Source organism: Nitrospira sp. KM1, from assembly GCF_011405515.1.
Taxonomy (GTDB): domain Bacteria; phylum Nitrospirota; class Nitrospiria; order Nitrospirales; family Nitrospiraceae; genus Nitrospira_C.
Genome location: NZ_AP022671.1, coordinates 4,078,820 through 4,102,979 on the forward strand (window position 1 = coordinate 4,078,820; position 24,160 = coordinate 4,102,979).

The 24,160-nt window shown below is 58.4% G+C and carries 22 protein-coding genes; 21 read left to right on the forward strand and 1 reads right to left on the reverse strand.

The window, feature by feature from the left end; translation table 11 throughout:
• Nucleotides 1-12 precede the first annotated feature (12 nt).
• The 21 genes from W02_RS19305 (at nucleotide 13) to W02_RS19405 (ending at nucleotide 23,288) form a co-directional block, all read left to right on the forward strand.
• Nucleotides 13-513: an urease subunit beta gene (locus W02_RS19305; RefSeq protein ID WP_305080027.1), complete on the forward strand. Its 501-nt coding sequence runs from the start codon at nucleotides 13-15 to the stop codon at nucleotides 511-513.
• Nucleotides 510-2,237, forward strand: coding sequence for an urease subunit alpha (gene ureC, locus W02_RS19310; RefSeq protein WP_197742072.1), 1,728 nt, complete (start codon nucleotides 510-512; stop codon nucleotides 2,235-2,237). The genes W02_RS19305 and ureC overlap by 4 nt, the downstream gene beginning before the upstream one ends.
• 170 nt (nucleotides 2,238-2,407) lie before the next feature.
• Nucleotides 2,408-2,812 carry a hypothetical protein gene (locus tag W02_RS19315; RefSeq protein ID WP_173050730.1) on the forward strand — a complete coding sequence of 135 codons (405 nt, stop codon included), beginning with the start codon at nucleotides 2,408-2,410 and terminating at the stop codon, nucleotides 2,810-2,812.
• Nucleotides 2,812-3,498 (forward strand): urease accessory protein UreF, encoded by a 687-nt coding sequence (locus tag W02_RS19320; RefSeq protein ID WP_173050732.1) that lies wholly within the window; start codon nucleotides 2,812-2,814, stop codon nucleotides 3,496-3,498. Before W02_RS19315 ends, W02_RS19320 begins: the two co-directional genes overlap by 1 nt.
• A 16-nt stretch (nucleotides 3,499-3,514) precedes the next feature.
• Nucleotides 3,515-4,186, forward strand: coding sequence for an urease accessory protein UreG (gene ureG, locus W02_RS19325; RefSeq protein WP_173050734.1), 672 nt, complete (start codon nucleotides 3,515-3,517; stop codon nucleotides 4,184-4,186).
• A 7-nt stretch (nucleotides 4,187-4,193) separates the two neighbouring features.
• Entirely contained in the window at nucleotides 4,194-5,069 is an 876-nt protein-coding gene (locus W02_RS19330; protein WP_173050736.1) for an urease accessory protein UreD, read from the forward strand.
• Between the two features lie 308 nt (nucleotides 5,070-5,377).
• Nucleotides 5,378-7,168 carry an NAD+ synthase gene (locus W02_RS19335; protein ID WP_173050738.1) on the forward strand — a complete coding sequence of 597 codons (1,791 nt, stop codon included), beginning with the start codon at nucleotides 5,378-5,380 and terminating at the stop codon, nucleotides 7,166-7,168.
• A gap of 8 nt (nucleotides 7,169-7,176) precedes the next feature.
• Entirely contained in the window at nucleotides 7,177-8,508 is a 1,332-nt protein-coding gene (locus W02_RS19340) for an ammonium transporter (RefSeq protein WP_232068596.1), read from the forward strand.
• Nucleotides 8,509-8,631: 123 nt separating this feature from the next.
• Complete coding sequence (locus W02_RS19345) at nucleotides 8,632-8,970, forward strand: P-II family nitrogen regulator (RefSeq protein ID WP_173050741.1); 339 nt, start codon at nucleotides 8,632-8,634, stop codon at nucleotides 8,968-8,970.
• 20 nt (nucleotides 8,971-8,990) lie between these two features.
• Nucleotides 8,991-11,654 (forward strand): [protein-PII] uridylyltransferase, encoded by a 2,664-nt coding sequence (glnD, locus tag W02_RS19350; RefSeq protein WP_232068597.1) that lies wholly within the window; start codon nucleotides 8,991-8,993, stop codon nucleotides 11,652-11,654.
• Between the two features lie 45 nt (nucleotides 11,655-11,699).
• Nucleotides 11,700-13,109, forward strand: coding sequence for a type I glutamate--ammonia ligase (gene glnA, locus W02_RS19355; protein WP_173050745.1), 1,410 nt, complete (start codon nucleotides 11,700-11,702; stop codon nucleotides 13,107-13,109).
• 328 nt (nucleotides 13,110-13,437) lie between these two features.
• Nucleotides 13,438-14,748: a CmpA/NrtA family ABC transporter substrate-binding protein gene (locus tag W02_RS19360; RefSeq protein WP_173050747.1), complete on the forward strand. Its 1,311-nt coding sequence runs from the start codon at nucleotides 13,438-13,440 to the stop codon at nucleotides 14,746-14,748.
• Nucleotides 14,749-14,772: 24 nt separating this feature from the next.
• The gene (locus W02_RS19365) at nucleotides 14,773-15,750 is read left to right on the forward strand and encodes an ABC transporter permease (RefSeq protein ID WP_197742073.1); all 978 of its coding nucleotides are present in this window, start codon (nucleotides 14,773-14,775) and stop codon (nucleotides 15,748-15,750) included.
• 3 nt (nucleotides 15,751-15,753) lie between these two features.
• Nucleotides 15,754-16,623, forward strand: coding sequence for an ABC transporter ATP-binding protein (locus W02_RS19370; protein ID WP_173050749.1), 870 nt, complete (start codon nucleotides 15,754-15,756; stop codon nucleotides 16,621-16,623).
• Nucleotides 16,624-16,692: 69 nt separating this feature from the next.
• Nucleotides 16,693-17,133 carry a cyanase gene (gene cynS / locus W02_RS19375; protein ID WP_173050751.1) on the forward strand — a complete coding sequence of 147 codons (441 nt, stop codon included), beginning with the start codon at nucleotides 16,693-16,695 and terminating at the stop codon, nucleotides 17,131-17,133.
• Between the two features lie 222 nt (nucleotides 17,134-17,355).
• The gene (locus W02_RS19380) at nucleotides 17,356-18,693 is read left to right on the forward strand and encodes an ammonium transporter (protein WP_232068598.1); all 1,338 of its coding nucleotides are present in this window, start codon (nucleotides 17,356-17,358) and stop codon (nucleotides 18,691-18,693) included.
• A gap of 213 nt (nucleotides 18,694-18,906) precedes the next feature.
• Complete coding sequence (locus W02_RS19385) at nucleotides 18,907-19,137, forward strand: hypothetical protein (protein ID WP_173050753.1); 231 nt, start codon at nucleotides 18,907-18,909, stop codon at nucleotides 19,135-19,137.
• A complete protein-coding gene (locus W02_RS19390; protein ID WP_173050755.1) occupies nucleotides 19,134-20,273 on the forward strand; it encodes an ammonium transporter in 1,140 nt (379 codons plus the stop codon). Before W02_RS19385 ends, W02_RS19390 begins: the two co-directional genes overlap by 4 nt.
• Before the next feature lie 3 nt (nucleotides 20,274-20,276).
• The gene (locus W02_RS19395) at nucleotides 20,277-20,723 is read left to right on the forward strand and encodes a ubiquinol-cytochrome c reductase iron-sulfur subunit (protein WP_173050757.1); all 447 of its coding nucleotides are present in this window, start codon (nucleotides 20,277-20,279) and stop codon (nucleotides 20,721-20,723) included.
• A 53-nt stretch (nucleotides 20,724-20,776) separates the two neighbouring features.
• Nucleotides 20,777-21,799, forward strand: coding sequence for a cytochrome b N-terminal domain-containing protein (locus W02_RS19400; protein WP_173050759.1), 1,023 nt, complete (start codon nucleotides 20,777-20,779; stop codon nucleotides 21,797-21,799).
• Nucleotides 21,800-21,851: 52 nt separating this feature from the next.
• On the forward strand, nucleotides 21,852-23,288 hold the full coding sequence (locus W02_RS19405) for a multiheme c-type cytochrome (protein ID WP_173050762.1): 1,437 nt from the start codon (nucleotides 21,852-21,854) through the stop codon (nucleotides 23,286-23,288).
• 153 nt (nucleotides 23,289-23,441) lie between these two features.
• Here W02_RS19405 and W02_RS19410 read toward each other — a convergent pair whose 3' ends face one another.
• Complete coding sequence (locus tag W02_RS19410) at nucleotides 23,442-23,729, reverse strand: hypothetical protein (protein WP_173050764.1); 288 nt, start codon at nucleotides 23,727-23,729, stop codon at nucleotides 23,442-23,444.
• Nucleotides 23,730-24,160 lie beyond the last annotated feature (431 nt).

Here is a 24,160-nt window from a genome sequence, read left to right on the forward strand (position 1 = left end):
AGGAGTGCGCATATGGCAAACATGAAAAAAAGAGCCGGTGCAAAAGTCACAAGACGGCCGGTGAAAAAGAGCGTGAAGAAATCCACCGGGAAGTCGTTGACGGCTTCCATACGGGCAGAACTGTCCAAGCCGGTTATTCCAGGTGAGATTCTCTTCGGAAGCGGCGACATCGAAGCGCTGCAAGGACGGACGACAAAAGAGATGACGATCTCGAATACTGCCGACCGCCCGATTCAGGTCGGATCGCACTGCCATTTTTTCGAAGTCAATCGTGCGCTGAAATTCGATCGCGAGCAGGCATTTGGATTTCGGCTTCAAATCCCCGCAGGAACCGCCGTTCGGTTCGAACCCGGCGAGGAGAAACGGGTCACGCTCGTGAATGTGGCAGGGAAGCGGATGGGGCACGGCATCAACGGATTGACCAACGGCTCGCTGGACGATCCACAGGTCAAGACGAAGGCTTTGGCCCGGGCAGGGGAGCAAGGGTTCTCGGGACAAGGAGGCGCACGGTGAAGATCCCACGCAAGCAATATTCGGATCTGTTCGGGCCGACCGTCGGCGACCGCGTGCGTTTGGCGGATACGGATCTGCTGATCGAGATCGAAAAGGATTTCACATCCTACGGGGATGAGGCGGTGTTTGGAGGTGGGAAGGTATTGCGCGACGGCATGGGCCAATCCTCTGGAGCCACCAATGCCGGCGGTGCGCTCGACACGGTGATTACGAATGCGCTCATCCTCGACTACTGGGGGATTGTGAAGGCCGATATCGGTATTAAGAACGGACGCATCGTCGGCATCGGGAAGGCCGGCAATCCCGACACGATGCCGAACGTGACGGCTGGAATGGAGTGCGGAGCCGGGACTGAGGCTATTTCCGCGGAAGGGTGCATCGTCACGGCGGGAGCGCTCGAAACGCATGTGCACTTCATTTGTCCGCAACAGTGCTGGGAAGCGTTGTCTGCCGGCATCACGACCATGATCGGCGGGGGCACTGGCCCGGCCACCGGGACGAACGCGGTGACCTCGACGCCTGGTCCATGGAACATCGCCAGGATGCTGGAAGCAGCGGAAGGCATTCCTATGAACCTGGGTTTTACCGGCAAGGGAAACTGCTCGATGCCCGATGCGTTGAACGAACAGATCGAGGCCGGAGCCCTTGGATTGAAAGTGCACGAGGACTGGGGCTCGACGCCTGCCGCCATCGACTGCGCGCTGTCGGTCGCCGATCGTTATGACGTGCAGGTGGCGCTGCATACCGACACCCTGAACGAGGCCGGTTTTGTCGAAGATACGATCAAGGCTTTCAAGGGTCGGACGATCCATACCTATCACACGGAAGGGGCGGGTGGAGGGCATGCGCCCGACATTCTCAAGGTCTGCGGAGAGCCCAACTGTCTTCCGTCTTCGACGAACCCGACGATGCCGTTCACGGTCAACACGCTGGATGAACATCTGGACATGATGATCGTCTGTCACCACTTGAACAAAAAGGTTCCCGAAGACGTTGCGTTCGCGGAATCGCGGATCAGACGCGAGACGATCGCCGCGGAAGACGTGCTGCACGACATGGGGGCGATCAGCATGATGTCCTCGGACACACAGGCCATGGGACGGATCGGAGAATTGATCATTCGCACCTGGCAGACTGCGCACAAGATGAAACTGCAGCGCGGCCACTTGACCGAACGCGGTATTCAGCCCGGGAAGGCGCAACACGACAATTTCCGGGCAAAGCGCTATGTCGCCAAATACACGATCAATCCGGCACTCGCCCATGGCGTGGCCCATGAAGTTGGATCGGTGGAAGTGGGAAAAGTCGCCGATGTGGTGGTCTGGAAGCCGGCGTTTTTCGGGATCAAGCCCGAGATGGTTTTGAAAAGCGGCTTCATCGCGCAGGCTCAGATGGGCGATCCGAATGCGTCGATCCCGACGCCGGAACCTATCATTAGCCGGCCGATGTTCGGAGCCTATGGACGCGCATTGGCGAGTACGAGCATCACGTTCGTTTCGCAAGTGTCGCTCGATCTGGAGGTGCCGGAGAAATTGGGCCTGCAGCGGCGCATGGTGGCGGTCAAGAACTGCCGGACGGTCAAGAAGCGCGACCTCAAGCTCAACGATGCTCTTCCTCACATCGAGGTCGATCCGGAAACGTACGTGGTTACGGCGGACGGCGAGCGGATCACCTGTGAGCCGGCTGTTGTTCTGCCGATGGCGCAGCGGTACTTCCTCTTTTGAGAGGCTGATGAAAACGTCCCCAAAGTCGTCTCGGGTGCTCGCACGTAGGTTGTTCAGGGATGTCTCAAGGGTCATTGCGCTGTGTTCTCGCTTAATACCATTCTAAAGTTAGTAGCCGTGTGAGCGTTAGACGCAGTTTAGTAGGGGCAGCGAGAAGGTGAAATGGATTTTTGGGAAGAGATAGACAGTTTCCAGTCCTTCCACAAGCCGCAATTCAAAAGAATATTCATGGAAATCCATGGAAGGCAGATCTTGATTTTGTGGCTTTAGATTTTCTTGAAAAGAAAGTCTATTTAATAGAGGTTAAGAGTTCATCCAGCTATCTCAAGGCATCGAAGGTTCTTGAAAGACTTACTAAAGCGAATTGTGACAACATCGAGTCTTATGTTAATGGAACAATTCTGAAAAATGAACTTGCATCATTCACCAATGCGTGGTGGTTTTTTGTGAGAGATAGACATATTGATAGGATGAAGAAAGAATCGCTGCATACGGAATACATAAAATCTGGCGGTTGCTGTGACATTACGGCACTTCAAAATGTGCACGATCAGATCAAAGAAAGGCTCAGTTAATGGATACGCTCGCGTTACTCGAAGGCCTTCGATTCCTCGACAGTTTTTTTCCGTCCGGAGGCTATGCGTTTTCGTCGGGATTGGAAGCCGCCGTGCAAGCCGGCGCGTTGACGAACGGCGAAGGGCTATCTCGCTACGTCGAAGATTTGTTACGAGGCGGTCTGGGCAAGCGAGAAGCCGTTGCCGTACGTGAAGCCCATGACGCGTTGGTGTCGAACGATCTTGCACGTGCGCTGACAATTGACCGAGATCTTGATGCGATGAAGATCGGCCGTGATTCTAGACTGGCCAGTCGTCAAATGGGGCGGCAGGTGATACGGATCTCCGCGGAGCACATGCCGGTCTGCAAACTCCTGAGACAGTTCCAAGCGAAGGTCGAAACGGGACATGCATTTGGTCACCACGCTGTCGCAATGGGGCTGACACTGGCTGCATGCGAATGGCCGCGCCGCGAGACTGTCGCAGGGTATCTCTATCACAATGCTGTCGGGTTGGTCTCTGCGGCCATGAAGTTGCTGCCGGTCGGACAACGCGAGGCTCAGAATCTGCTGCACAGATGGACCGCCGTTATCGATAAGCTGAGCGAAGAGGTGCTCTTGTCAGGCCATATGTCTTTCTGGTCTCCTGTTCAGGACATTTACGCCATGAGACATCACAGGTTGGAGTCCAGGCTTTTCCGTTCATAAGCCAAGAGGGGGAAATATGCATCGAGGAGATGAACATTTTGTGGGGAGCGGACGAGCGACGCGGGCACGGCACCAACACATACCCGTCATTGGAATCGGCGGTCCTGTCGGCTCGGGGAAGACCGCGCTTGTCGAAGCGCTCTGCCGGAAGCTGCGCGATCGATATAGTCTAGCCGTAGTGACGAACGATATTTTCACGAAAGAGGACGCCGAATTTCTCACGAAAAAAGGGGCGTTGCCGCAAGACCGCATTCTCGGCGTCGAGACAGGCGGGTGCCCCCATACTGCCATCCGTGAAGATGCCTCGCACAATCAGGAGGCTCTCGACGATCTGCTGAAACGCCATCCGGACGTGGAACTGATGTTCGTCGAGAGCGGCGGCGACAACTTGGCGGCGACGTTCAGCCCTGAACTGGTCGACAAGGTCATCTATGTCATCGATGTCGCGGCAGGCGACAAGATTCCGCGTAAAGGCGGACCTGGGATCACGCGATCGGATCTGCTGGTGATCAACAAGATAGACTTGGCGCCGCAAGTTCGAGCCGATCTAGGGGTGATGGATCGTGATAGTCGACGCATGCGTAGCGGTCTACCGTTTATGTTCACCAACCTCTTGAGCGGAGAAGGGCTCGATCAGGTTGTCGGATGGGTCGAGGAGTGGATCCATCAGCCTGCCCCGCAAGCATGACCGGACAGTGAGCTCGCGAAGGAGACGTCCACGGCCGTCGCTTCAGCGAGATCCGACTCACCACATCGGACGCGCCGGGACGCTCGCCATTCAATATGTCCACGACGGTTCGCGCACCGTCTTCGGCCGGACGAAATCTCAAACGCCGTGGCATCTCTTTCCTCCCATCTATCTGGATGAATCCGGGGCGGCCTACACGCTCTTGTTGAACCCATCAGGGGGGCTCGTCGGTGGAGACCATCTGCGCCTCGACATCCGTCTTGAGACTGGCACGCATGTGCTGGTGTCCACGCCGGCCGCGAATCGTGTCTATCGGTCTCTTTCCGAGGAGTCATTTCAAGAAATCACACTGAGCCTGGCTCCTCGGGCAATCCTTGAATGGTTTCCTGAACAGACCATTCCGTTCGCGGAGTCACGGTTTCGCCAATCGATCGAGGTGACACTCGCTCGTGGAGCGACGGTGCTATTGTGGGATGCGGTGGCCTCCGGCCGTATCGCGCGGGGCGAGCGGTGGGCATTCACGAGTCTGTGTAACGACATCCGGGTCGTGATGCCGACCGGCGCCACAATTCGTGAACGATACGACATCAATCCCGGCTCGGTCGGCCTGGCAGGCGACTGGGACTATGTGGCATCGCTGTTCATTGTGGGAGATGGCGCCGACAGTGCGACCCGTGACCGCCTCGAATCGGAACTCGCGATGCAGTTGGATGGGCACAAGGGAGCCCTGCTGGGTGGAGTGTCACGGCCGGAGGGGCCGGCAGTGGCGGTCAAACTTGTAGCCCGATCCGCGCATGTCCTGACCGAAGTTTCCGACAGGCTTCGGCATACGGTTCGACGCGTGCTGTGGGGGCTTCCCGCTGTGACGCTACGGAAGTATTGAGTGGGAATCGTAACGGGAACCTGTTTGACAGAATTGCAGGTCGGATGATACCGTTGCGCCCAGTTTGCCGGAGACAACGGAGTCTCCCAATCGACACTTCTCCGATAATGGACAACGACGTCCTCGATCCCGCTCATAGGGATTGAGGACGTTTTTTTTGGGATGATGCTGAAACAGCAACCTGACTTCGTTCTCAGTCGGTTTAGCCGCTCAACGTGCGGAAGGGAGCATGCCTCGCGGCCACTCTTCCTTGCGGCCTTGCCGGTTCGTCTGTTTGAGCATCATCCAAATCAATGGCGGTAAAAAGAATGAGGACATTTCGGATCGCCATGGTGCAGATGAACCCGACGGTGGGTGATCTGGACGGTAATGTCCGCCGGATCACTGGTTGGATTCGGGAAGCCCGCAAGGCCAATCCCGACCTGATCGCATTTCCTGAGCTGACGATTACCGGGTATCCGCCGGAAGATCTCCTGCTCAAACCTCAATTTGTCGAGGACAATCGAAAGGCGTTGGCCGAGGTAGCGCGTGCAAGCAAGGGTTTGGTGGCCGTCATAGGCTGGGTCGGGCAGGGCGAACTCTCCGGTCGGAAGGATCGGTTGTCGCCACTTGTCCGCGGGGCCGGTCATGAGCTGTACAATGCGGCGGCGATCATCGCCGACCGCCGGGTCGTGACCAGCTATGGGAAGTGGTACCTGCCGAACTATGGTGTGTTCGATGAGAGCCGGTATTTTTATCCCGGGGATCGCGTTCCGTTGATCACGGTAAACGGCACGCCGATCGGCGTCAATATCTGTGAAGACATTTGGCTTCCCGAAGGTCCGGCGCGTTCACAGGCTGCGGCGGGGGCCGAAGTCATCGTCAACATCAACGCCTCGCCGTTTCACATGGGCAAGAGCCGTTCACGCGAGCAGATGTTGGCGACCCGCGCGCGGGACAATCGCGTCATCGTCGCCTATACGAATACGGTCGGCGGGCAGGACGAATTGGTGTTCGACGGGCACAGCGTCATCGTCGACCATACGGGCGAACTCATCGGACGCGCCAAGGGTTTCGAAGAGGATCTTCTGGTCGCGGATCTGGATGTGGAGTCTGTCAAACGAGCCCGCATCGTCCAAGGACGCAAACCCTCCGCGCACCCATCCTCCGGAGCGGCGATTGACCGCTGGACGGTGAGCGTTCGAACCGGTGTGAGGAAAACCCGTCTGGGTGCGCCGATTGAACCATTGACCCATCCTCTCGATGAAGTCTATGGTGCCCTGACGCTGGGGGTGCGCGACTATGTGAGCAAGAACGGGTTCAGGCGGGCCGTGATCGGCTTGAGTGGCGGTGTGGATTCCGCACTGACGGCGGTGATCGCCGTCGACGCGCTGGGAGCGGAGAACGTGATGGGAGTGTTCATGCCTTCCCCATACACCTCGAAAGAGAGCCGCGACGACACGCATGAGCTGGCTCGCCGGCTCGGCATCCAGTTAAAAACAATTTCCATCACTCCGGCCTTCAAGACCTATCTGCGTTCGTTGAAGACCTTGTTTCGCTCGACGACACCTGATTCGACGGAAGAGAATCTTCAGGCGAGGATCCGCGGGAATCTCTTAATGGCGCTCTCCAACAAGTTCGGACACTTGGTCCTGACAACCGGCAACAAGAGCGAGATGAGCGTAGGCTATGCCACGCTCTATGGCGATATGGCCGGCGGCTTTGCCGTCATCAAAGATGTGCCGAAGACGATGGTGTATGAATTGGCGGCGCGACGCAACTGTCGCGGCACGGAGGCCGCGATACCCAAACGTATACTGGAACGGCCCCCTACGGCAGAGTTGCGCCCGAACCAAAAAGACGAAGACAGTCTGCCGCCCTATCCGGTGCTGGACCCGATCCTGAAAGCGTACGTGGAGGACGACCGGTCCGTCGACGACATGGTCGGGATGGGTTTTCCCAAGAAATCAGTCTTACGCGTCGTGTCCCTTGTTGATCGGAGCGAGTACAAGCGCCGGCAGGCTCCGGTTGGAATCAAGATCACGCACCGGGGATTGGGAAAAGACCGACGAATGCCGATTACAAACAGGTACCGGGGCATTGAATCGAGCGGATCATGAGGAGGTTCATGATGGGAGGTGCAAGCCGGTTACGGCTGTCGATGGCCGCATTGCTCATAGGGATCTGCGGCCGCGCGGCCGACCTGTGCGCTGAGGAGTTGCCTCCGGGGGCGGCGGGTGCAGTCAACAGCGGCGATACGGCCTGGATGCTCGCGGCGACGGCGTTGGTGCTCGGGATGGTCGTGCCGGGCATGGCATTTTTCTATGGCGGGCTTGTCCGAAGCAAGAACGTGATCGGCACGATGGTGCAGACGTTCGCGATCCTCTGCGTGGTGAGCGCCATCTGGGTCATCTGTGGTTACAGCCTGGCGTTTGGTCCCGATCGCGGCGGCGTGATCGGCGGTCTGGATTGGGTCGGATTATCCGGCGTGGGTGGCGCGCCCCATCCCGTCTACGCTCCGACGGTACCGCATGAAGCCTTCATGCTGTTTCAGATGCTGTTTGCGGCATTCACTCCTGTGCTGATTGCGGGGGCCTTCGCTGAGCGGATGCGCTTTGGCCCGGCGGTGGTGTTCGCCGCTTTATGGTCGCTCTTCGTGTATGTTCCGCTGGCGCATTGGGTCTGGGGAGGTGGATGGCTCAACAAGTTGGGCGTACTGGATTTTGCCGGCGGCACGGTCGTGCATATCAGCTCCGGGCTGAGTGCGCTGGCATGCGCCATGGTTCTCGGCAAACGCCGTGGTTGGCGCACCGACTACATGGCCCCGCACAATCTTCCGTTCGTCCTGCTGGGGACCGGTCTGCTGTGGGTCGGATGGTTTGGCTTCAATGGTGGAAGCGCGCGAGGGGCCAACGCCGTTGCGGTTGGCGCGATGACGGTCACACACGTGACGGCCATCTCTGCCGCGCTGGCTTGGATGGTCGTGGAGTGGCAGCACCGCGGAAAACCGACGGTGCTGGGAATCGCGAGTGGCGCATTGGCGGGCCTGGCGACATCGACGGCCGGTGCCGGCTATCTTCGTCCCGGATCCGCCCTGGTCGTGGGCATTGCTGCGGGCGTGTGTTCGTATGCCGCAATTGTTTGGAAGGGTAAGATCGGCTATGATGACAGCCTCGACGTCATGGGAACCCATGGCGTGGGTGGGATTCTTGGAACTCTGGCCGTTGGGCTCTTCGCCTCGAAAGCCGTAAATCCGTCCGCCGCGGACGGGTTGTTCTTCGGCAATTCCGGTCAGTTCGTCGTGCAGTGCATCGCCGTGGCGGCGTCTGTCATTTTTTCGTTTGTGGGCACGTACCTGATTTTGAAATTGGTCGAAGGAGCCGTCGGCCTGCGTGTCTCGCCTGAAGAAGAGGCGACTGGGTTGGATATCACGCAACATAATGAACGTGCCTATTCATGAGCGGGCGGTGCCGTCAATGCCTTTTCAACGTGTCGCAATGAGATCTCGTACCGCCGCCGGTTTCGGATTGCTCGTCTGGTTCAACAATGTCCCCAGCGCCATCTGACTTGCTAGGAGGCAGATATGAAATTGGTTGAAGCTATTATCAAACCGTTCAAACTAGACGAGGTCAAAGACGCGTTGCTGGAAATCGGCGTCCAGGGGATGACCGTCACCGAGGTCAAAGGGTTCGGCCGGCAGAAGGGACATAAGGAAACCTACCGGGGACAGGAATACACGATCGAGTTCGTGCCCAAGGTGAAATTGGAAGTCGCGATCCAAGACGCCCAAGTGGCCAAGGTGCTCGAGACCATCTCGCGGGCCGCGAAAACCGGCAGCATCGGTGACGGAAAGATCTTCGTGCGCGATCTGAGCGCGGCCGTCCGCATTCGGACCGGCGAAACCGGTGAAACCGCATTGTAAGTAGTTCCATGGAACACAATATGACATCAACAACGGCCGGTGCCGTCGCTTCGGGTGAATTTGCCATACTCTTGGAAGAGCACCGCCGGACTATTGCTGATCGGGTGCTGTCCGGAGCATCCGGGGCAGACACGCTGGCGGCGATGACGGAGTTTGTCGACAACTTGATCGTGGGGCGGTATCGAGATGCCATACGGCAGGCCGGCGGCGAACTGTCGGCCGTGGGAATGCGAAAGTGTTGCGTCATGGCGTTGGGCGGATACGGGCGGCGGGAGCTGGCGCCTCATTCCGATATCGACTTGATGTTCCTGTTTCGTCCGGGGTCTGAGAAACAGGTCGAAGCATTGATTCGCGCGATTCTGCACCCGCTCTGGGATTGCGGTTTTCAGGTCGGACATAGCATGAGGACGGTCGCCGACAGCATGGAGTTGGCCGAAACTGATTGCACCGTGAAGACCTCGATGATGGAAGCCAGGTTTCTGGCCGGCAGTTCGGACCTGTTTCAGGACTTCCATCGGCGGTACCTCAGGCGTGTGGTTTCAAAGAATACCGACCTCTATCTCGATCAGAAATTGGAAGAACGCCGTCGTGAATATGAAAAGTTTGGCGAGACGGTCTATCTGCTCGAACCGAACGTGAAGAAAAGCAAGGGCGGCTTGCGCGATCTGCACCTGTTGCAGTGGGCGGGGATAGCCCGATTTCAGGCTCCGACCATCCGGGAACTGTCCGACCGCGGCATTCTCTCCCGCGCAGACTCGCTCGCGCTGACCGACGCCCGTGATTTTTTGTGGCGGGTGCGGGCGCTCCTTCACGTCCATGCCGGGACCGCGCAGGAAATTCTGAATTTTGACGAGCAGGTCTGGCTCGCTCGGCATTTTGGGTTTCATGATCAGCCGCACCTCTTGGCCGTCGAGCAGTTCATGCAGCAGTACTATCAACATACGATGGGACTGCATGAACGCTGTTTGCGGTTCGTCGAACGGTGCCGCAGCGTCCCGTTCTGGCAGCGTGTGACGGGATTGCTGCCGGCTCCGCGAGTCGAGGAGTATTTCGTCATCCGTGGGGGTGTCCTGGGGGTGGCGGAGGAGCATCGAGTCAAGGTGCTGGACAGTCCGGCGCTGCTGGTCCGTCTGTTCGACGTGGCGAGAGCACAGCACGTACGCATTGCACCGCCGCTCCTGGAGGACATCCATCGCCATGTGGAGCAGGTGCCGGACGATGCGTACCGAACCCCTGACGTGAGCAAGACGTTCCTGAAAATCCTGGCGGGCCCGGGAACCACGGCGACGCTGGAAGCGATGCACCGCGCGCATCTGCTGGAAAAAATTGTCCCGGCGATGGGCACGGTGCGCGGGCTGATGCAATTCAATCAGTATCATAAGTACACCGTCGATGAGCACAGCCTGCTGGCGGTCGGGCGCGCCGAAGCGTTGGGCAAGGAATCTACGGTCTTGGGCGAGGTGTACCGAAGCATCAAGCGCAAGGACATTCTGCACCTGGCGGTGCTCATGCACGACTTGGGCAAGGGCCGTGAGGAAGACCACAGCGAAGTGGGAAAACGGTTGGCCGAGGAGGTGGCAGCACGGCTAAGCCTCGATGAACAGGAAACACGCACGCTCAGCTTTCTCGTGTACCGCCACCTGCTGATGGCGCATACCGCGTTCCGGCGGGACCCCAACGACGAAAAGGTCGTGTTGCCGTTTGCACGGGAGGTTGCCACCCCCGAAGTCCTGAAAAAGCTGCTCGCCTTGACCGCCGCCGACATTGCCGCGGTCGGGCCGGGCGTGCTGACCAAATGGAAAGAGTCGCTGCTCGTCGAGCTCTATGTCAGAACGATGCCGGAGGTTTCAGGAGACCGCGACACGGCGCAGGGTCCGGAGCGTTTGGGGCAGATTGTCGATGAGGTGACGCGCCAGCCGATGTTAGGCGGGAATCGCCTGGATCGGGCCTGGATCGAAGACCAGCTCACGCAGTTTCCGGATCGGTATGTCTACGGAACGGCTCCCGCAAGGATTGCCGCGCATATGGCGGCCGTCCAGCACCTGCACCTGGGCGACGTGCTGGTCGAATCAGATTTCAACGACGACCTGGCCATTTGCGAGTATTCCGTTATCACCAGGAATGATTTGACCCCGGGGATTTTTTCGAAGATCGCGGGGGTCATGACGGGCAGCGGGCTGCAGATTCTTGATGCCCAGATTCTGACCAGGCGCGATGGTGTGGTGGTCGACACGTTTCAGGTCACCGATCCGGACTATCTGGGAAAGCCTCCGGAAGACCGTCGAAAGACCGTCGGTGATCGAATCGCGGCAGTGTTGAAGGGATGGGACCACGTGGATGACGTATTGCGCCGCGGCGCCAGGCTGAGGACGACCAGGCCGTTGCCGAAGGCGCGCGAAGCGACCGAGGTCCGCATCGACAATGAAACGTCGGACGGCTTCACGATCATCGATGTCTTTGCCGATGATCGTCAGGGATTGCTGTACGTCATCACCAATGCAATTTTTCAGCTCGGGCTCTCCATTCATGCCGCGCGTATTTCGACCCGTTTGGACCAGGCCGCCGACGTCTTCTATGTGGCGGACCACGCGGGCAGGAAACTTCAAGATCACGCGCAGCTGGAGCGGGTGCGGGCAGGTGTCGAACAGGCGATCGAGCAGTTTCTCGAAGCGAAGGCGGCGTGAGGCCGACCGGGCACTTCCGTCAGGATGTCTGAAAGGAGGAGGGGAATGAACGTTCGTGAGGCGTTGGAGTTTGCGAAGAAGCAGAAGGTGCAGGCGGTGGATTTGAAGTTCGTCGATCTGATGGGGACGTGGCAGCACTTCACGATTCCGACCAGCGAACTGACCGAAGATCTGTTCAAGGACGGCAGCGGCCTGGACGGTTCGTCGATCCGCGGGTGGAAGGCGATCAACAACAGCGACATGCTGGTCATCCCCGATCCGGCGACGGCGTGCCTCGACCCCTTTACCGCCGTACCGACGCTCAGCCTGACCGGTAACGTGGTGGATCCGATTTCCCGAGAAAATTACGAGCGCGATCCGCGTTTCATTGCGCAGAAAGCCGAGAAATATCTACAGAGCACCAAGATCGGCGACACCTCGTTCTGGGGTCCGGAAGCGGAATTCTTTATTTTCGATCATGCCCGCTACGATCAGACCGGCCACAGCGGGTACTACTTCATCGATTCCGATGAAGGGGTGTGGAACATGGGCCAGGAGGGAGTCAATCTGGGCGCCAAGATTCGCCACAAAGAAGGGTATTTCCCGGTGGCGCCGACCGATACGCAGCAGGACATCCGGACCGAGATGATTCTCGAGATGGAAAAGGTCGGCATTGCGGTGGAGAAGCACCACCATGAAGTCGCGACGGCCGGACAAGCCGAAATCGACGTTCGCTTCGATACGCTGCTCAAGATGGCCGACAAAATGATGATGTACAAGTACATCGTCAAGAACGTCGCGCGCCGTCACGGCAAGACCGTCACATTCATGCCGAAACCGATCTTCGGAGACAACGGATCCGGGATGCATACGCATCAGAGCATTTGGAAGGACGGGAAACCGTTGTTTGCCGGGAAAGACTATGCCGGTGTGTCGCAGCTGTGCCTGTATTACATCGGTGGCATTCTCAAGCACGCACCGGCGCTTGCGGCATTCACCAATCCGACAACCAACTCGTACAAGCGCTTGACGCCAGGCTTCGAGGCCCCGGTGTTGCTCGCCTACTCGAGCCGAAACCGGTCGGCGGGGATTCGGATTCCCATGTATTCGCCCAGCCCGAAAGCCAAGCGGATCGAAGTACGGTTCCCGGATCCCGGATGCAACCCGTATCTGGCCTTCTCGGCGATGTTGATGGCTGGTCTGGACGGTATCGAGAACAAGATCAATCCGGGAGAGCCGGCCGAAAAGGACCTGTACGATCTGGAGGCGAAGGAGGCGGCAAAGATCAGGACCATGCCCGGCAGCCTCGATGAGGCGCTCAACAACCTTGAAAAGGATAACAAATTCCTACTCAAGGGTGGCGTCTTCACGGAGGACGTGATTGAAGCCTGGGTGAGCTATAAGCGGACCAAGGAAGTTGACGCCATGCGGTTGCGGCCCCATCCCTACGAGTTCTTCCTGTACTATGACTTGTAGGGGGGAGGAATCAAAAGGAACTGCTTGACGGCTGTGAATGTGCGTGGTATAGATTGACCCAGTCGATCGTGAACAAAGACGTTCCGGTCGATTTCAAATACTAGGCAAACGGACAAAGGCGTCCGTCATTCTGAGAATGAGTGGCGGGCGCCTTTTGATTTTGTCCCTGGGAAGTCCGGAAACCGGATTTCCCGCAGGACGTACAACGATTCGATGGGTCGGCGGAGACCCGTCTTCTGGACAAAGGCGTCCTTTTCCCGAGAGGGAAGAGGACGCCTTTTGTGTTTCAGGCCGTTCACGACGACCGCGGAGCGGAAAGGGGTGAGCCATGATGGATGAGCATGCGGAAACATCGGACGGATCCACGAAGACCCGCTCTTCGGAGGAGCATCTCGAGCGGACGCTGGATCAAGCGGTCACGGCCGCAGTGCTCGAGGCTGCCGGACCGACCAGGCGCCAACTCTTGATCGGCCTCGGAGCCGCGACACTCAGTGCACTCATCGCGGAGCTGTTTCCCCTGGACAAGCTGAAGGCGTTTGCCGCCGACCCGGCCGGCAAACCGGAAAAGACCGATGTGACGATCGGATTTATTCCGATCACATGCGGAACGCCCATCATCATGGCAGAGCCGCTGGGCTTCTATAAGAAGCATGGATTGAACGCAGCGGTGAAACGTGCGGCCGGATGGGCGATGATTCGCGACTGGGCGGTCAACAAGGAAGTCGATGCGGCGCACATGCTCACGCCGATGCCATTGGCAATCACGCTGGGCGCGGGATCCGTTCCCACGCCGATCTACATGCCCGCCGTCGAAAACATCAACGGCCAAGCCATTACACTGCACGTCAAACATAAACACGTTAAGACCGCCGAGGAGATGAAAGGGTTCCGGTTTTGCGTCCCGTTCGATTTTTCCATGCACAATTATCTGCTCCGATACTTTCTGGCGGAAGGAGGCGTGCATCCCGACAAGGACGTGCAGATCCGGGTCGTGCCACCGCCTGAAATGGTCGCCAATCTCAAGGCGGGAAACGTTGACGGGTATCTCGGACCCGATCCGTTCAATCAACGGGCGGTGTATGAGAACGTTGGGTTCATCTTCAAGCTCTCCAAAGAGATTTGGGACCGCCATCCCTGCTGTGCCTTTACCGTGACGAAGGAATACGCGACGACGTATCCGAATACCTTTCTGGCGATGTGGCGCGCGATCGTGGATGCCACCCACTATGCTTCGGATCCCGCGCATCGGAAGGAGATCGCGACGGCCATTGCGCCGACCAACTACTTGAACCAGCCGGTGACGGTGTTAGAGCAGGTGCTGACAGGCACGTATGCCGACGGGCTCGGCAGCATCAAGAAAGACCCGAGCCGCATCGATTTTGATCCCTATCCCTGGCATTCGATGGCCATTTGGATCATGACGCAAATGAAACGCTGGGGTCATCTGAAGGGGGATGTCAATTACAAGGAGGTGGCCGAGCAGGTGTATCGCGCGGCGGATTGCGACCGGATCGCCAAGCAGCTCGGATACCAGACGCATCAAGGCACGTCGATGAAGCATCTGATCATGGGCCGGGAGTTCGATCCAAATCAGGCGGAGGCGTATGTGAAAAGCTTCAAGATCAATAGCATGGCGTAGCACGGCTGAACGCAAGGAGGGTCAATGTACGCAGATGTGGCGGTGACGACCGATGGGCCATCGACGACGACGGAACAACGCGCGCGGTCTCTTCCTGTGAAAAAGAAACAATCCGTCGCCGGACGGGCGACGGGAAATCCCTATGTCATCTCGGGATCTCTTCTCATGCTGTTCCTCGTTGCCTGGCATCTGTTCACCCTTCCGCCGACGTTCGACGCGCGGGGACTGACGGAAGAACAACTCCAGTTGATGGAATTCAACGGAGACATCATGCGCACGCCGAGCGGGGCGTTCGATTGGAATCCGGAAAAGCAGAAAGTGAGCGGGATCCCGGGCCCGCTGGCCGTGCTGGACAAGGCGAGGGTCGAACTCGGCGAAGCCTTTGTCAAGAAGGGCACCAACGATCACGGTATCGCCTATCTGGTCGGATATACCGTGTCGCGATTTGCCGCGGGATTTCTGGTTGCCTCGTTGGTGGCGGTCGTGCTCGGAGTCGTGCTGGGATTGAACCGGGTGCTCTTCCGCGCCATGAACCCGTTTATTCAGATCCTGAAGCCGATTTCACCGCTGGCCTGGATGCCCCTCTTGCTCTATACGGTGAAGGATCCCAAGTGGACGGCGATGCTGGTCGTCTTCATGGCGGCGCTCTGGCCCACGCTGGCGACAACGGCATTTGGCGTGAATTCGTTGCGGAAGGACTATCTGCACGTGGCGTCGATTCTCCAGTTGTCCTGGTTCAAGCGGCTCTTTCTGGTGATCCTTCCGGGGGCGGCTCCCACGATCGTCAACGGGTTGCGCATCTCGTTCGGCAGCGCATTGGTTGCGGTCGTCCCGGCCGAGATGCTCCTCGGTGAGTTGGGCGTGGGGTACTTGAGCTGGATCGAATGGAACAATCTCGACATCGCGGGCGTCATATTTGCGATCCTGGTCGTCGGGGTCGTCGGCGTGGTCCTGGATTCGGGCTTCAACAAACTGGCCAGTATGGTCACCTATCAGGAGTAGATCATGTCATTTCTGCAAATCGACCACGTCAGCAAATGGTTTCCGAACCCGTCCGGTGAGGGACAGGTCTGCATCTTCAAGGATGCCACGGTCAAAATCGAGAAGGGGGAATTCGTCACGGTCATCGGACATTCCGGCTGCGGGAAGAGCACATTGCTCAATATCATCGCGGGACTGGAAACCCCATCGGAAGGGGGCGTGATCCTCAACGGCCGCGAGGCCTCAGGCCCAGGATTGGACCGGATGGTGGTGTTTCAAAACTTCGCGCTGATGCCCTGGATGACCGTGTATGAAAACATCGCGCTCGCCGTCCGGTCCGCCTATCCGGACTGGAGTAGAGAGCAGGTGGATACGCACGTTCGCAAATACATCACGCTCGTCGGTCTGAAGGGAGCGGAGGACAAACGACCCACGGCACTGTCCGGCGGCATGAAGCAACGAGTCGGACTCGCACGGGCGTTCTCGATTGAGCCCAAAGTGCTGTTGTTGGACGAGCCGTTTGCGCAGATCGATGCGTTGACCCGCGGCGTCATCCAGGAGGAACTGATTCAAATGTGGAACACCTCCAGGAATACGGTCTTCATGGTGACGCACGATGTGGACGAGGCCATTCTCTTGTCCGATCGTATTCTCCTCATGACGAATGGGCCGGAGGCTCGGATCGCCGAAATGGTCAAGGTGTCGATCCCGCGTCCCCGTTCGCGTGAAACGGTGATCGAGCATCCACACTATTACAAGATCCGAAACCACATCATCCACTTCCTGGTCCGGCATGCGAAGCACGGAACCGGCGAGGGACAGCCGTCGGGAACATCGACGAGTGCCGATCCAACAATAGTCGATTTCGAAGAGGAGGCGCTGGTTGCGCCGTGAGACGGTGCTCGCAATCGATAGGCCGTGGTTGGGCCAGCAGAGCAGATCAACATCCTGAGGGAGGATACGATGGACAAAGACGGGATCCGGAAGGCGATCAAGGAAAAGCGTCTGGCGAAGAAGGTGTCAATTGCGGATGTCGCCAAGACGGTCGGCAAGAATCCGACCTTCGTCGCAGCGGCGTTAAACGGCAATCATCGCTTCACTCCCGATGAGGCGGGAAAGATCGGCGGGCTATTGGGATTGGACGCCGAGCTCACCGCCGCGTTAAGCAAATTCCCTGTTCGGACGGATTTTCCCAACGCCACGGATCCCTTCAAGTACCGCCTGCTGGAAATTATCGGCGTCTACGGCGATTCGCTGCGTGACCAGGCGAACGAGATGTTCGGGGATGGCATCATGAGCGCCATCGATTTCACGCTCGACATGGAAAAAGTGACGGGCAGCCAAGGAGAGGCCCGCTGCAAGATTACGCTGAATGGCAAATGGCTGGAGTATAAAACATTCTGACCGGCAACGTGCGAACAACGATGTCATGTTCGTGGACGGAGACTCGATGATCGGTTGATGGATCAATACAGGTGACACGACGGATGAGGACAATGTCGTCCTCTCTCCGGATTCAAAACGGTGTCGTACGGACAAAGGCGTCCGTCATTCTGGGCGAAGAATGGCGGACGCCTTTGTGTTTCTAGGCAGGAATGTTCATCAGCGCGTGAAAGGAAGAGACGCATGGGGACTTGGACCGGAATGCAGTGGCGGTTGGCGGCAGCGGCAGGAGCGATGCCAGGAGCGTTCTTCATCGCGCCGGGGCTTGGATGGGCGCAGTCTCCGACCGGTACGGCTGCCCCTATCAGCGGGGCCGATACCGCGTGGGTCTTGCTTTCGTCCGCTCTGGTCTTGGCGATGATCGTCCCAGGTCTGGCGCTGTTTTATGGCGGACTCGTGCGCAGCAAGAACGTGCTCGGAACGATCATGCAGAGCTTCGTCATTCTCTGCCTCGTCAGCCTCTTGTGGGTGATGGGAGCGTACAGCCTGGCCTTCGGTCCCGATGTGAAAGGCGTCATTGGCGGTCTCGAATGGATCGGTTTGAACGGAGTGGGATTGACTCCGAATCCGACCTACGCGCCGACCGTTCCACACGAGGCCTTCATGGTCTTTCAGCTCATGTTTGCCGCGATTACGCCCGCCCTCATCACGGGCGCCTTCGCCGAACGGATGAAGTTCAGCGCGCTGCTGCTTTTCTCCGCACTGTGGTCCGTGTTCGTCTATTGTCCGGTCGCCCATTGGCTGTGGGGCGGGGGATGGTTGGCGAAGCTGGGAGCGTTGGATTTTGCCGGCGGTGCCGTTGTGCACATCAGTTCCGGCGTGAGCGCGCTCGTCTGCGCGGTGGTTCTGGGGCAGCGACAAGGATATGGAAGCGACTACATGGCCCCTCACAATCTGCCCATGGTGCTGCTGGGGACCGGGCTGCTCTGGTTCGGCTGGTTCGGATTCAATGCCGGGAGCGCCCTCGGCGCCAATGAAACGGCGGTCGTCGCGTTCGTTGCGACTCACACCGCGGCCGCAGCGGCGGCCATGAGCTGGATGGCCGTTGAATGGTGGCATCGCGGAACCCCCACCGTTCTGGGGCTCGCCAGCGGAGCGATCGCGGGATTAGCGACCATCACACCGGGGGCCGGGTACATGAACCCGATGTCCGCGCTCGCCGTCGGTTTGATTGCGGGAGGGCTGTCATATCTCGCCATCATGCGGAAGGGAAAATTCGGATACGACGATTCACTCGACGTCGTGGGAATCCACGGCGTCGCCGGAGTGGCCGGAATTCTGTTGACGGGGATGCTGGCCTCCAAGAGCGTGAACCCCGCCGGTGCGGACGGGCTGTTTTCCGGCGGGGGCGCGTTTTTTATCGCTCAGGCCGCGACCGTGATCGTGGTCGGGGCGTTTTCAGCCGTCGGCACGCTCGTCATCCTCAAGGTCACCAATCGTTTGGTGGGACTGCGGGTGACGCCGGACGAAGAACGGATGGGCCTGGACATCAGTCAGCACAATGAGCGGGCGTATTCGTGATGCTGAAAAGGCCTCCAACTTCGTCTCGGTCGGTCGCGCCCTTCAACGGACGGCGCTTTGGTACGTCTCGGGGTCCGACCTTCCCTGCGGCCTTGCTGGAAGTCCTTTTTGAGCATCACACAGGACATTGGAACGTTATCAACGTTTGGGTATGCATCGAGTGCTCTTAGCATAAAAGCTACCGGAACCGGACCAATTCATAAGGAGAGTGCCATGAACATCAGACAAGACGAGAGAGACGATGCATCGATGAGCAACCGGCGGTTGTTGGAACTGCTGCGCGAACGGGGACCTCAAACGCTCGACCATCTTTGCGCAATTTCAGAATTGGGATGGTCGCAAGTGCTGTTGGCGGTCGATCGTCTGAGCCGGACCCGTGAAGTCGTCCTTCACCTGATCGGTCCATGCGAGTACCACGTATCGCTTACGGGAGCGGACCGGTGACGCCTGGGGATCGCACGTTGTGGCTGCTGGCCTCGACGACATTACTCGTGCTGGTCGTGCCGGGAGTCTCATTGTTCTACGGCGGCATGGTCAGGCGGAAGAATGTCATGAGCACGATCGCGCTCCCATTCACGGCGCTGGCCATGGTGTCGATCGAATGGATGGCGACCGCGCCGCCGGTCGATCTGTCCGAAGACGCCGGCCCATTATGGTCGCTGTTTTGGGGGATCACGGCGTCGGTTGCGCTGGGGCTGGTGGCGGGAGGCGTCGTGGAGCGAGTCCGGTTTGCATTCTTCGTCGTCTTCGCATTGTGTTGGATTCCTGCCGTGTTTCTGCCGCTCGCACAATCGCTGTGGGGCGGCGGTTGGCTGAATCGATTCGGCTGTCTGGATTTTGCGGGAGGGGCGGTGGTCCACATCAGCGCCGGCGTCAGTGCGCTGGTCTTCGCGCTGACCATCGGTCCGCGCAAAGGCTACGGACGGATCGAAATGATTCCCAATCATCTTCCATTCTCATTCTGCGGAGCGGCGCTCATGTGGGTGGGTTGGTTCGGCTTCACCGGGTTTGCCGCCATGGCCTCGATGGAAATCGTCGCCTCCGCATTTCTCGCCATCCAGTTGTCCGCGGCGGCGGCGGCGTTGTCCTGGATGTCGATGGAATGGCTGCAGCGGGGCAAGCCCACCGCCTTGGGAGTCATGAGCGGCGCGGTCGCGGGCCTCGTTTCCATCGCGCCGGCCGCCGCCTACGTCGGTCCCTTGCCGGCAATCGTCATCGGGATCGGCGCCGGAGGCCTCTGCTACATGGTGGTCAACTACGTGAAACTGATTCTGGGCTATGACGATTCACTGGACGTGTTCGGCATGCACGGGGTCGGAGGGACCTGGGGCATGATTGCAACGGGACTATTTGCCAATGTCCAGGTGAATCCGGACGGGAGCGACGGATTGTTTTATGGCTATCCCTACCAGTTGTTGGCTCAAGCGGTAGCCGCCTGTGCGGCATGGGCACTGGCTGGAGGAGCCACGTGGGTGCTGGTACGGGTGCTGATGCTGATCATGCCGGCTCGTGTGAGCGAGGAAGCGGAAATGACGGGTTTGGACCTCGATCAACATGGAGAGAAAGGATACACAGGGTGAACTATGGCTATCGTGCATGATGATGCGGGTCGCCGCCGGTTTCTCAGCCAAGCCGTGATGGGGTTCGGCATGTTGTTCGGGATCGGCACGCTCGGGTTGCGGTTCGTGCAATTTCTCATTCCCAGCGGGAAAGAGAAGCCACTCGAAACGGTGTTGATAGGGGCCGCATCCAAGATCCCGATGGGCGAGGCGGTGTCGATGGACCTCGGCGGTCAAAAGTTACTGGTCCTCAAGACCGATGACGGGGTCGTCGCGTTTTCGAGGCGTTGTACCGATCTCGGTTGCTTGGTGTCCTGGAACAAAGAGCGGGAGCAGTTCATCTGCCCCTGTCACCAGGGCACATTCGACAAGACCGGGAGGAACATCTCCGGTCCTCCGCCGCGTCCATTGGACCGTTTCATGATCACGAAACGCGGAGAGCAGCTCTACGTGAGCATCCAGAGTGCGTAAGCCGACACTGCCTGGGCGTCGAAATCGGGTTTCTGTCGAAGGAGGACCGTCTCATGGCCACCCAGACCGCACACGCGGAACAGGACGTTAAACCTAAGAGTCTGATCGACTACATCCAGAAGGATCTGCCCGAACACCTGGACTGGTGGCCGTACACGCTGGGAGCCATTCCGATGACGTTGTTCGGCATCCTGGTCGGCACGGGCCTGTTGCTCACGTTCTATTACGTGCCGTCCACCGAGAGAGCCTATGAGAGCGTGGATCAGATCACGCATGAGATCTATCTGGGCTGGTTTGTACGCGGCCTCCACAAGACGTCGGTCGATCTCATGATTTTGTTTTTGCTGTTCCACGTCATTCGCGTCTTTCTGACGCGCGCCTACCAGGCGCCGGGTGAGCTCAAATGGGTCAGCGGCTCGATTGTGTTGTTTGTCACGTTTGCCATGGGCTTCACGGGATATTCGCTCGTGTTCGACAACGTGTCGTACTGGGGCATGACGGTTGTGACCAACATGATTGGGACTCTGCCCGTGATCGGCATGCCGCTATTGCATTTGTTGCGGGGAGGAGAGGACGTGTCAGGCGTCACGCTCCTCAGGCTCTACGACTTGCATACGAAGCTGCTGCCGGTTCTCTTGGGCGGCTTGGTGATCGGACATGTCGTGATCGTCAGATTGATGGGGTTCGTGGAGGTGAAGGAGAGCCGGCATTTCCATCAGTTCTATCCGGAACACACGTTGAAAATGGGGATGATCGCGGTCGGCCTGCTCGTCGTGATCGTGGACCTCGTCATGATCTTCCCTCCGGTTCTTGGCCCGCCGGCCAATCCGCAGGAAGTGGCATCCGATGTATCGCCTCCTTGGTATTTTTCTGCGCCGTTCATGTGGATCACGCTGCTGCCGGGACCGCTGGCCCTATGGACGTTGATCGGAGCGTCCGGCTTGTTCGTTGTCTATCCATTTCTCGATCGGGCGCTGGTTGAGCGCGGTGTGCCGATGGAATTGGTCAACCGTGTCGTCGCCACGGTCGCAGTGGCCGCGATGGTCGCGCTCATGTACCTGGATACACAGATGTAACCGTACCGCCGACGGCTTGTTTACGCGAAGACTGTTTTGCAAGGAGGATGTCATGAATGAGTTCGATAAGGTGACCGGCGATCCGGATTCGCAAAAGGAGCATGACGGCAGCGGCAAGAAGAACTTCACCCGCTACATGATCGGAGGACTCTGTCTGATTCTTTTTCTTGCCCTGACCGGAGTCGGATATGTCCAGGTCGAAGAGCGACGCGGGGGCGGCCTCCGTCCATTTGTCTCGGCGGAGAACAAAAAATGTATCGATTGTCACATGGCCAAAGACGTCGGGGTCGGCGGCATCAACGATTGGAAAACCAGTCGCCATGCGCCGAAAGGGATCGGCTGTGTCGAATGTCACAGGGCAGAAAAGGGCGATGCGGATGCCTATGACCACGAAGGGTTTCTCGTGTCGACCCTCGTGACGCCGAAGGACTGCATGCGATGTCATGACCGTGAGGCCAAGGAGTTCGACAAATCCCACCACGCAAAAGCGGCGCAGTTCGTCGGTTCGCTGGACAATTTTCTGGGGAACGTGGTCGAGGGGCCGGAGGTCGGTACGACCGGCTGTGCCGGGTGCCACGGCAGCGTTGTGAAAGTCATGGAAAACGGCAAGCTGCACCCCGCGACGTGGCCGAATTCCGGCATCGGCCGCGTCAATCCCGATGGATCGAAAGGCACCTGTTCGGCTTGTCATGCGCGGCACAGTTTCTCCATCGCACAGGCGCGTCAGCCCGAAAGCTGCGGCCGCTGCCACATGGGGCCGGATCATCCCCAGATCGAGGCATATATGGAAAGCAAACACGGTGTGATGTTCACGGCGAACAAAGACAAGATGAAGCTGGGCGAGCCAGCAGAAAAATGGCGTCCCGGCAAGGACTATATGTATCCGACCTGCGCGACCTGTCACATGAGCGCAACCGGGACACAGGAAGTCACGCACGACGTCGGCGACCGCATCAGCTGGACTCTGCGGCCAGTGGTGTCGACCAGGCTCGAAGGTCATGAATCCAGACGGAAAGCGATGACGCAGGTCTGCGCGTCCTGTCATAGCCCGGAGATCGTCGAACGGTTCTTCACGCAGATGGACAGCGGCGTGAATCTGTACAACGACAAATTCGGGAAGCCGGCGAAACTCGCGATGGACCGGCTCAAGGACATGGGCAAAATCACGCCCACGCCGTTTGACGAAGAAATCGAATGGATCTTCTATGAACTCTGGCATCACGAGGGAAGGCGGGCACGGCACGGGCTCACGAAAATGGCTCCGGACTTCGTCCATTGGCAAGGGTTCTACGAAGTCGCCAAGCATTTCTACATCAAGTTTCTTCCCAAGGTGAGGCAGTTGTCGCCGCAAGTGGCCAAGGAACTGCTTTCGCAAGAAACACATCGCTGGGCCGAGAAGGGCCTGACGAAGGAGGAAATCGCGCAGATGTTGGAGTTCTATGACAAGGAGATGCAGGGTAAGCGCGGCGGCGACGGAAAGCCGATGTAGCGTGGTGGAGGAGCCCCGGCCCTTCAGAATCTCCGCTGAATCGCGAAGGCGCGCCTCATGCCGCTGGAGGGCCGAAGCCGAGTCGCATGTCGGTGAAGAGCGAACCTTATCCAGGGAGATCTCGCCTCTTGAATCCTCCGTCTTAGAAGGGATTCAGAACTCCCGGCGACGATCCTCTACCTGCCGGTCGAAATACTGCCAGGGATTGAAATCTCTCCACATGTCCCTCTTGATGCGGCACCCTCGGGCGAATGCTGCAATGAGTTTCTGAGGGTTCGCTTGCAGTCGTTGCGGGGGAGCAACCGGCGCGACTTGGATGTTCAGATGGTACTGGGCGAGGCCGAAGAGAATCCCGTAGATCGGGTCCTCGAATTGGCAGCTGGCCCGGAATGCCGCGATCTCGATTTTTTCCAGCGCGCTGGTGTGAATTTCGGTGGTCATTATTCCTGGGTGACCTCAACCTGACCTCAAAACGACAGCAGCTCCAGAATCCTTTCATAACGTCTCGACGCCACATTGATCCCGCCGGCACCCTGCCGCAATCGAGTGCCGTACGGATCGGCACGAGCAGATACCTTCGCTGTGCCTATTCATTTTTTCTTTGGAGCGGAATTCACATTTTGTGAATTTGTTTGTCGTCCACGCCCACTCGATATATGAAAGGTATCCTTATGATTGCTTGCACAGATTGGACACGATGGATCGACGATCCAGGCTCAACAAGATCGGCGGCGTGCAGCAGTCCGATTCTTTTCATGGTCATCGCCGGTGTTTGTATCCGGGTTCGGCATCGCTCGAAAGGCGATGAGGGGAGACATCCCTTTACCGCTCTGACGGTCCGATTAATTTAACGAGGAGTCATACCTATGCGT

What these genes read in the sequence shown, in the direction of transcription:
- W02_RS19340 (WP_232068596.1), top strand. Translation starts at nt 7,177, where the DNA reads ATGATGGGAGGTGCAAGCCGGTTACGGCTGTCGATGGCCGCATTGCTC.
- W02_RS19360 (WP_173050747.1), top strand. Translation starts at nt 13,438, where the DNA reads ATGATGGATGAGCATGCGGAAACATCGGACGGATCCACGAAGACCCGC.
- W02_RS19395 (WP_173050757.1), top strand. Translation starts at nt 20,277, where the DNA reads ATGGCTATCGTGCATGATGATGCGGGTCGCCGCCGGTTTCTCAGCCAA.
- W02_RS19370 (WP_173050749.1), top strand. Translation starts at nt 15,754, where the DNA reads ATGTCATTTCTGCAAATCGACCACGTCAGCAAATGGTTTCCGAACCCG.
- W02_RS19405 (WP_173050762.1), top strand. Translation starts at nt 21,852, where the DNA reads ATGAATGAGTTCGATAAGGTGACCGGCGATCCGGATTCGCAAAAGGAG.
- ureG (WP_173050734.1), top strand. Translation starts at nt 3,515, where the DNA reads ATGCATCGAGGAGATGAACATTTTGTGGGGAGCGGACGAGCGACGCGG.
- glnD (WP_232068597.1), top strand. Translation starts at nt 8,991, where the DNA reads ATGACATCAACAACGGCCGGTGCCGTCGCTTCGGGTGAATTTGCCATA.
- W02_RS19410 (WP_173050764.1), bottom strand. Translation starts at nt 23,729, where the DNA reads ATGACCACCGAAATTCACACCAGCGCGCTGGAAAAAATCGAGATCGCG.
- W02_RS19385 (WP_173050753.1), top strand. Translation starts at nt 18,907, where the DNA reads ATGAACATCAGACAAGACGAGAGAGACGATGCATCGATGAGCAACCGG.
- W02_RS19365 (WP_197742073.1), top strand. Translation starts at nt 14,773, where the DNA reads ATGTACGCAGATGTGGCGGTGACGACCGATGGGCCATCGACGACGACG.
- W02_RS19345 (WP_173050741.1), top strand. Translation starts at nt 8,632, where the DNA reads ATGAAATTGGTTGAAGCTATTATCAAACCGTTCAAACTAGACGAGGTC.
- W02_RS19320 (WP_173050732.1), top strand. Translation starts at nt 2,812, where the DNA reads ATGGATACGCTCGCGTTACTCGAAGGCCTTCGATTCCTCGACAGTTTT.
- W02_RS19400 (WP_173050759.1), top strand. Translation starts at nt 20,777, where the DNA reads ATGGCCACCCAGACCGCACACGCGGAACAGGACGTTAAACCTAAGAGT.
- W02_RS19380 (WP_232068598.1), top strand. Translation starts at nt 17,356, where the DNA reads ATGGGGACTTGGACCGGAATGCAGTGGCGGTTGGCGGCAGCGGCAGGA.
- W02_RS19305 (WP_305080027.1), top strand. Translation starts at nt 13, where the DNA reads ATGGCAAACATGAAAAAAAGAGCCGGTGCAAAAGTCACAAGACGGCCG.
- cynS (WP_173050751.1), top strand. Translation starts at nt 16,693, where the DNA reads ATGGACAAAGACGGGATCCGGAAGGCGATCAAGGAAAAGCGTCTGGCG.
- W02_RS19335 (WP_173050738.1), top strand. Translation starts at nt 5,378, where the DNA reads ATGAGGACATTTCGGATCGCCATGGTGCAGATGAACCCGACGGTGGGT.
- glnA (WP_173050745.1), top strand. Translation starts at nt 11,700, where the DNA reads ATGAACGTTCGTGAGGCGTTGGAGTTTGCGAAGAAGCAGAAGGTGCAG.